Source organism: Cyanobacteria bacterium GSL.Bin1 (genome assembly GCA_009909085.1).
GTDB lineage: Bacteria > Cyanobacteriota > Cyanobacteriia > Cyanobacteriales > Rubidibacteraceae > Halothece.
This window is the reverse complement of the sequence record JAAANX010000114.1, coordinates 41,598-48,546: the sequence shown is the minus strand read 5'-3', so window position 1 is coordinate 48,546 and position 6,949 is coordinate 41,598. Positions and strand designations below refer to the sequence as shown.

The window sequence follows — 6,949 nt, the reverse complement described above, 5'->3', positions numbered from 1 at the left end:
TGAAAGAGAGATTTTCGAGAGTCGGTTAATTCGATGGAGTCTGTGTTCATTAACCTTCCGTCGATACATGACTTCTCTTTCATTGTAAAAGGACGATTTATTTATTGCAGCACTCTAATAGCAATTGACATTCAGGTTGACTCACAGTGCAATTCCCTCTCTCCGAATATTCAGTAATAACGGACTTTGCTCGGAATTAAACCGTTGAGGTGACATTTCCATGAAATTAATCAGGATATTCTCGTTCATAGAAAGATGACTAATGAAAGCAATTAGCCTTTCTCGCCCCTCTAAAGATAAACGCTTCTGGGTAATAATGAGAATATCAACATCTGAATCTTCTGTTGCATTTCCCCTCGCTTGAGAACCAAATAAAATGACTCGTTCCAGATGTTCTCCATAAAGCTGATGAACCAATTTCTTAAAGGTCAAAATACTATTCTTAACATTAGTTTTGCTGACTTGATCATTATTTTTTTTCATAAATGACAATTTTAGGCATTTTGAATGTCCAATTCTAACCAATGGTTGCAGCAGGCGCTTTCCTAAACGGAAGGTGTAATCTGCGACTCTTCAACAGATGTACTAATTCGTTTTTTCTTCTAATTAATTTTTTGTAGTTTAGTTTGAGGAACTAAAATCTCTTGTTGCTGATTATAAATTTTTTTAACTGTTTCATGGTATTGATCGGGACGATTGGTTAAAGCAACAATAAACCCTGTATCTGCTATGATTTCCATGTCCAACCCGAGGAAGGGTGAATTCCTTGTTCTAAAATCTCTTCAGAGTCTTCAGCAAAGTGAGAATCGCCTGAAAATAATCCTACAATTGGGTCTTCATCTGGATTACTCGGTGCTGTTGTCTGTGGGGAAACAGATTGATAAACCACAACAATCTCTAAATTTTGGTTGACTGGAAGATGATCAAGCTGGAGTTGCAACTGACCATTTTCATCTGCTTGAGAGCAAAATCGAACTGTTTGCATTTTTGATTCCTGACCCAAATTTGAATTTAATTTCATCTTCCTATCTTAGACAAAATTCTACTAACCGAAGCGCGATCAGCTAGTAAATCACTTAAAGAGCGCGATGTTCCCTACGGAAGCGAAGCCATCGCGTCTCCCCTAGAGTGTACCCAGCTATTTCAACTGAGATGACACTTGCTCTAATTAGCCAGATCAGCCAACCCTACCGAAATAGCAGCGATTGCAGCAGGCAAAACTCCAATTGAACCCGTTTTTGGCAAACCTGCCTGTTTCCCCGCGCGATTGTCTGCTTTTCTCCTTTTCTTGCTTTTTTAGACAACAGCCGAAGCGCGATCGGCAGGTAAATCATTTAAAGCATCTGATTGCTCAGAACTGATGAAGCGCGATGTTCCCGTAGGGAACCGGCGAAGCCATCGCGCTCTCGATGAATCCTTGTTCTTTCAAACGAAGCCAAACCCCAATCGAACCCGTTTTTGGAAAACCTAGTCTTTGTGCTGCCTGTCTCCGGGCGCGATCGTCTGTTTTTCTACTTTTCTTGCTTTTTTTAGACAACAGCAGAAGCGCGATGTTCCCTACGGAAGCGAAGCCATCGCGCTTGCTAAACATTTGATTGTTGCAACCAGCATTCCAAATCAGCAACCGTGGCAAAATCCAAAAGCCCCTCTGCCAACGCTTCCAACTCCGACACACCTAAAGCTTGAATCTGCTCAACTAAATTGCTGTCTAACTCCCCAAAACGACGATTAAGCAGACGAAGGATCAAAATAACTGCTTCTTCTTCTCTTCCTTCGCCATGAACATCTTGATAGAAACGCGTTTGTTTTAGATCAACATCCGTAAATCCCAACATTTCCTGAATCTCCTCCCGACTTAAACGAGGTAACTTATACACTATGATAGTCTCTACAAATTAGTCATTAGTCCTCAGTCACTTGTCATTAGTGACTTAGCGTAAAAACAAATGACAAGTGACCAATAACCAATGACCAAATCGGTTGATACTGACGCAAATAGAGAAAAATCTCCGCAAAGAAACGGCTATAGAAATCACTTTCCCCTGAAAATTGCACTTCCACAAAGAAAAGAGGGGATTCGGTATCCGCTTCTGGGGGGGCAAATAACCCATCTATCCGAAATGCAGTTTGTTTAATTTCCACAGAACGAAACTGATATTGTTGGCTGTTGGCAACGGAAACTCCAATCAGTTCAAATAATAAGGGGGGAAAGTTTTGGAAAAGACGGTAAAAAAGACTATCAGTTTTCAAAATGTCTGGTTTTTGACCGATATTTTAACAAAAGGTCTTCAGTCATTCGATAACGTTTCTGAAAGAACAGACGACTCCCTTTTTCTTAATCTTACCCAGATAGCAGCGATCGCGCAGAGGCAAAACTCCAATTGAGGCTATTTTTGGCAAACCCAGTCCTGGTGCTGCCTGTTTCCCGGCGCGATCGTCTGCTTTTCTCCTTTTCTTGCTTTTTTAGACAACAGCCGAAGCGCGATCAGCTGGTAAATAACTTAAAACATCTAAATACCACCACCATTTTTGCGGTGAAATTTCTTTTTCCTTTCGATAGTCACTTAAATTAATAAAATCGGAAACTTCTTGATAAATTATTGCTGCATTACTGATCAGTTTCCGATCAGCTTCTGATAAAATCCTTTTTTCTTCCGTGGTCAATTTTGTTTCCAATTTAGCAATTTTATCCCTGATCATTAAAAGTTCTAATTGTTCTGCGCCACTGACCTCGGGATAATCGAGGCTAAGATTATAAAGATTTAGAAGATCATTCATGGTTGCAAATTTTCCAAGATTCCCAGATAGATAAATGCTGGATTAGCCAAGTAAGCATTAGGGTCTGTGGGAGGAAAGGCGGTTTCTAAAATGCTGTCCATTCCTAGGATAACTAACCAGATTTGATTTTGTATTCTAGAGCTAAGAGTGGGATATAGTAAAGAGCCATAAAGATAAACATAGACGTTGGCTTTCGGATCAATAAGAATTTGATGAATAATTGTTTCGTAGGTTGCTATTGTAGAATCTTCAGGTAAATGTCCTAAACGGATACGTTTCTTCAAATGAGGTTCGGCTTTTTGAGGTTTCCATTGTATTTTTTTCTGAGCTTGCAGAATCGCTTGAATAATTTTTTCTAAATTTGATGGATTAAGGGCTGTCATTTCATAAAAAAGGGAATCATCAGGACTGATGAGGCGCTCCGCTCTAGGCGCTTTTCCTTAATTTTACCCAGTCAAGCAGCGATCGCAGAAGCAAAACTCCAATTGAACCCGTTTTTGGCAAACCTGCCTGTCTCTGGGCGCGATCGTCTGTTTTTCTCCTTTTCTTGCCTTTTTAGACAACAGCAGAAGCGCGATTGCCTCTGGCAGCGAGCTTCGCTCGATCGGCTGGTAAATAACTTAAAGAGCATGATCGCGCTGAAATTCCCTTAAAGCCTCCTGTCCGAAATGCTTGGAATGACTGTCCAATTTTAGACAAAATTCTACTAACCGAAGCGCGATCAGTAGGTAAATCATTTAAAAAGCGAGATGTTCCCTACGGAAGCGAAGCCATCGCGCTTGCTAAACATTTGATTGTTGCAATCAGCGTTCCAAATCAGCAACTGTAGAAAAATCCAAAAGCGCCTCTGCCAACATTTCCAACTCCGACACACCTAAAGCCTGAATTGGCTCCACTAAATTGCTGTCTAACTCCCCAAAACGACGATTAAGCAGACGAAGGATCAAAATAACTGCTTCTTCATTCTCTTCCTTCTTTTCTTCCTTCGCCATGAACATCTTGATAGAAACGCGTTTGTTTTAGATCAACATCCGTAAATCCCAACATTTCCTGAATCTCCTCCCGACTTCAACGACTCAATGATCAAGTGACCGTTACTTTCAGCAGCGATCGCTGCACCTAAAAATTCTTGCCCTTAGGCTTCGGGATCAATGCCCAAAGCTCTCAATTGTTCAGCTAAACGTTCAGCCCGTTGATTAGCTTGTTCAGCCCGTTGAGCTTCCTGTTGAGCTTGTTGATTAGCTTGTTCAGCGCGTTGAGCTTCTTGTTCAGCCTGTTGAGAGGCAAGTTGAGCCCGTTGAGCTTCCTGTTCAGCAGGAGTGAGAATCCAGTTTTGATTTTGGTCATACCAACGCAGCCACTCTCGATTGATTCCCTGATATTCCCCTTCCCATAATCCTAATCCCAGTTCTGCTTGTTCTAACCACACCCCTTGTTCTTCTATCGACACCGGCTGATAACGACTTCCTTTTAGCTCAAAGGCTCGAAATTCATTGTTATAGCGATTAAAGACAAAATAATAGGGAACTCTTAAAATTTGCTCGTAAACCGTCCATTTATTGGGAGGCTGACCCACTTCTCTTAAATTTTGCCCTAAGTCTTCTTTCTCGGTGCCAGGAGAAAGCAATTCTACCACCACAAAGGGATTTGCCCCTTCTTGCCAAGTGACATAACTTAAACGGAGGTCTTTTTCTTCATAGAGGCGCGATACCCCTAAAACCGCAAACCAGTCGGGACGTTTATACCACTGGGTATGATGCACATCATAGTATAAATTCAAATCACTTGCGGTAAACACCTGATTACTGGGGTAACTTGGGGGACGAAAGGTGAGGCGAAGCAATTCAGGCTGGAGAAGATGAAATTCGTCGGGCAAACCGGGTTCCTCAGGGTCTTCACTGGGTAAATCATACATGGTGGGGAGGGTTTCTTTTGGGGGAAGCGGAGGATTGTTTTGATACATCATTCATTCCCAGGGTGAGGTTCTCTGTTTATTTTAAATTAAGGGCTTAGGCACTCATGCGTTCAACAATAAAGGGCATCGCTATAGTCATTCCAATTGATTTCCGTACAGCAGAGTTAAAGGCATGTTCTGTATTTGCCCCTCATTGATTGTATGGTTCTTACTTGGAATCACTATAAACGATACACCAGCCAAGCTACCAACAAACCGCCCATTGCCAAAGCACTAGCTACCCAAAATGTTAAGGGTTCGGAAACCGTTCCTCGGGTTGCTAATTCGCGAGTAGTGACAAGTAAAGGAGTTACAGGATTTAAGCCAACAACTATCCCAAATACTCCTGTTTTTGGCGGGGGGTAAATGACAGGGGTAAGAAATAACCAAGCACTGGTTAAAAAGGTTAATCCGCGAGTTATATCCTGATACAACGCCCCTAAAGGAGCTAAGAATAAACCAAATAACGTCCCTAAAGCAATCAAATGAACCAGGGCAACTGGAGCTAAAACAACTGTCCAACTCACAGGAATTTGATACCAAACAAATAAACCCACAATTAAAATCAACTTAATCGCAAAATTAAACCCTACCTGTCCAATTTGCGACAAAATCAACGCCTCACGAGGAAAATTAATTTTCGCTAACATCGACTTGGCTTTCGTTACGGCTTGAATCGGACCATTTAAAGCCTCGACAAAGGTTTGCCATAATGCCATGCTAAACATCACATAAGCCGGATAGGGCAAATCAGTCGCGCCAATACTAATCACTTGGGCATTGTTGGCAAGAGTTAACCCAATCGCGGTGGCAATCGGGGGAATAAACGCCCAAAATAATCCTAGAAATGACTGTCGATATTGTGCTTTGATGTCACGAACCAGTAATTGCGAAGCTAGTTCTCTAGAAGCCAGTAAATCATGCCACATCTCACGAAATAGTTGTAACGGTTGTCGGAGACGGCTTTGTGAAGTGTAACGGGTGTGGATTTGATGCGATTTTGTCGGCATTGCTTGAGTGCTTATGACCTGACAGCTAGGAGATTAATTGTCCTTAATTTAGGCGTTCTCCCTAAGAGCGCGATGTTCCCTACGGAAGCGAACCCATCGCGCCTCCCCTAGAGTGTACCCAACGATCTCCACTGAGATGACATTTGCTGTAATTAGCGAGATCAGCGAGGCTCGACGGCTCGATCTCCAATCTACGCGCTTTTCCTTAATCTTACCCACTCAAGCAGCGATCGCAGAGGCAAAACTCCAATTGAACCCGTTTTTGGAAAATCTAGTCTTTGTGCTGCCTGTCTCCCAGCGCGATCATCTGTTTTTCTCCTTTTCTTACCTTTTTAGGCAACAGCCGAAGCGCGATTGCCTCTGGCAGCGAGCTTCGCTCGATCGGCAGGTAAATAACTTAAAACAGGGAACCATCAGGACTAATGAGGCGCGATCGCGCACAGATATTATTTAGTTTTACCCAATTGCTCAACCAAGGCTTGATGCTCCGAAGAATTGATTCCTGAATTGAGCACAGATAGCACCTGTTGCATCTCTCCCGCCAACAGCGCCGATACATCCAACCACAACCCAAGGAAAAAAGGACTTTTCAAAATTCCCGATTCATCTGGCGATAATTGCTGATAGGTTCCTTCCTGCCACACATACCACCGAAATTCCTTATCCTCAACCAACCAAACTAGATATTCCCGTACCCCATTACGACGATAAACCTGCAGCTTATCATGTATGTCATAGGATGCGCTACTGCTGGCAATTTCCACAATTAATTCCGGTGCGCCCTCGAGATAATCATCTTCGCTAATCCGAGAGTTTCCCCCTACTGATTCCTCCAGACGCAGCAGGGCATCAGGTTGCGGTTCATTATCCAAATCAAGACGAACAGTTGTATTATCAGCACTATAAACTCTCGGAGTAGCTGCACGATAAACGGTTAACCACCCCACAACATCACTATGGGGCTGACCATGCTGTTGATATCTTAAGGGGGATGCCACGTAAACAATTCCTTCAATTAATTCGGCTTTTTTGACGTTCGGCATTTGATGATACCGACGCTCAAACTCATTACGAGTCATGCGATCTCCGTTTTCTAGGATAGGGGTCTTTTGAGAGGTAGTTGAAGGATAACTCATCACAGAAACCTCGGAGTGGCACTTACTGCTTATTTTAGGAGATTATGGCAAGCGCGATTACATTAATCATT

The 6,949-nt window shown here is 42.6% G+C and carries 12 protein-coding genes and 1 pseudogene; 1 reads left to right on the top strand and 12 read right to left on the bottom strand.

Annotated elements, in window-relative coordinates; all coding sequences use genetic code 11:
* Window positions 1-141: 141 nt before the first annotated feature.
* The 11 genes and pseudogenes from GVY04_15475 to GVY04_15425 form a co-directional block, all read right to left on the bottom strand.
* Window positions 142-483 carry a nucleotidyltransferase domain-containing protein gene (locus GVY04_15475; protein ID NBD17479.1) on the bottom strand — a complete coding sequence of 114 codons (342 nt, stop codon included), beginning with the start codon at window positions 481-483 and terminating at the stop codon, window positions 142-144.
* 119 nt (window positions 484-602) lie between these two features.
* Complete coding sequence (locus GVY04_15470) at window positions 603-740, bottom strand: hypothetical protein (protein NBD17478.1); 138 nt, start codon at window positions 738-740, stop codon at window positions 603-605.
* On the bottom strand, window positions 728-985 hold the full coding sequence (locus tag GVY04_15465; protein ID NBD17477.1) for a hypothetical protein: 258 nt from the start codon (window positions 983-985) through the stop codon (window positions 728-730). Before GVY04_15465 ends, GVY04_15470 begins: the two co-directional genes overlap by 13 nt.
* A 366-nt stretch (window positions 986-1,351) precedes the next feature.
* Window positions 1,352-1,591: a hypothetical protein gene (locus GVY04_15460; protein NBD17476.1), complete on the bottom strand. Its 240-nt coding sequence runs from the start codon at window positions 1,589-1,591 to the stop codon at window positions 1,352-1,354.
* Window positions 1,584-2,250, bottom strand: a pseudogene (locus GVY04_15455) (DUF2887 domain-containing protein). The gene GVY04_15460 and the pseudogene GVY04_15455 overlap by 8 nt, the downstream one beginning before the upstream one ends.
* Before the next feature lie 213 nt (window positions 2,251-2,463).
* Complete coding sequence (locus GVY04_15450; protein NBD17475.1) at window positions 2,464-2,778, bottom strand: hypothetical protein; 315 nt, start codon at window positions 2,776-2,778, stop codon at window positions 2,464-2,466.
* On the bottom strand, window positions 2,775-3,161 hold the full coding sequence (locus tag GVY04_15445; GenBank protein ID NBD17474.1) for a hypothetical protein: 387 nt from the start codon (window positions 3,159-3,161) through the stop codon (window positions 2,775-2,777). Before GVY04_15445 ends, GVY04_15450 begins: the two co-directional genes overlap by 4 nt.
* A gap of 172 nt (window positions 3,162-3,333) precedes the next feature.
* Entirely contained in the window at window positions 3,334-3,477 is a 144-nt protein-coding gene (locus GVY04_15440) for a hypothetical protein (GenBank protein ID NBD17473.1), read from the bottom strand.
* A 104-nt stretch (window positions 3,478-3,581) separates the two neighbouring features.
* Complete coding sequence (locus GVY04_15435) at window positions 3,582-3,776, bottom strand: DUF4351 domain-containing protein (GenBank protein NBD17472.1); 195 nt, start codon at window positions 3,774-3,776, stop codon at window positions 3,582-3,584.
* 137 nt (window positions 3,777-3,913) lie between these two features.
* Window positions 3,914-4,741, bottom strand: coding sequence for a hypothetical protein (locus tag GVY04_15430; protein ID NBD17471.1), 828 nt, complete (start codon window positions 4,739-4,741; stop codon window positions 3,914-3,916).
* A gap of 173 nt (window positions 4,742-4,914) precedes the next feature.
* Entirely contained in the window at window positions 4,915-5,742 is an 828-nt protein-coding gene (locus GVY04_15425; GenBank protein ID NBD17470.1) for an ABC transporter permease, read from the bottom strand.
* 136 nt (window positions 5,743-5,878) lie between these two features.
* On the opposite strand from GVY04_15425, the gene GVY04_15420 reads away from it, so the two are divergent.
* Window positions 5,879-6,196, top strand: coding sequence for a hypothetical protein (locus GVY04_15420; GenBank protein NBD17469.1), 318 nt, complete (start codon window positions 5,879-5,881; stop codon window positions 6,194-6,196).
* On the opposite strand, the gene GVY04_15415 is transcribed toward GVY04_15420, so the two are convergent.
* Entirely contained in the window at window positions 6,189-6,878 is a 690-nt protein-coding gene (locus GVY04_15415) for a Uma2 family endonuclease (GenBank protein NBD17468.1), read from the bottom strand. The two genes, GVY04_15420 and GVY04_15415, sit on opposite strands and share 8 nt — an antisense overlap.
* Window positions 6,879-6,949 lie beyond the last annotated feature (71 nt).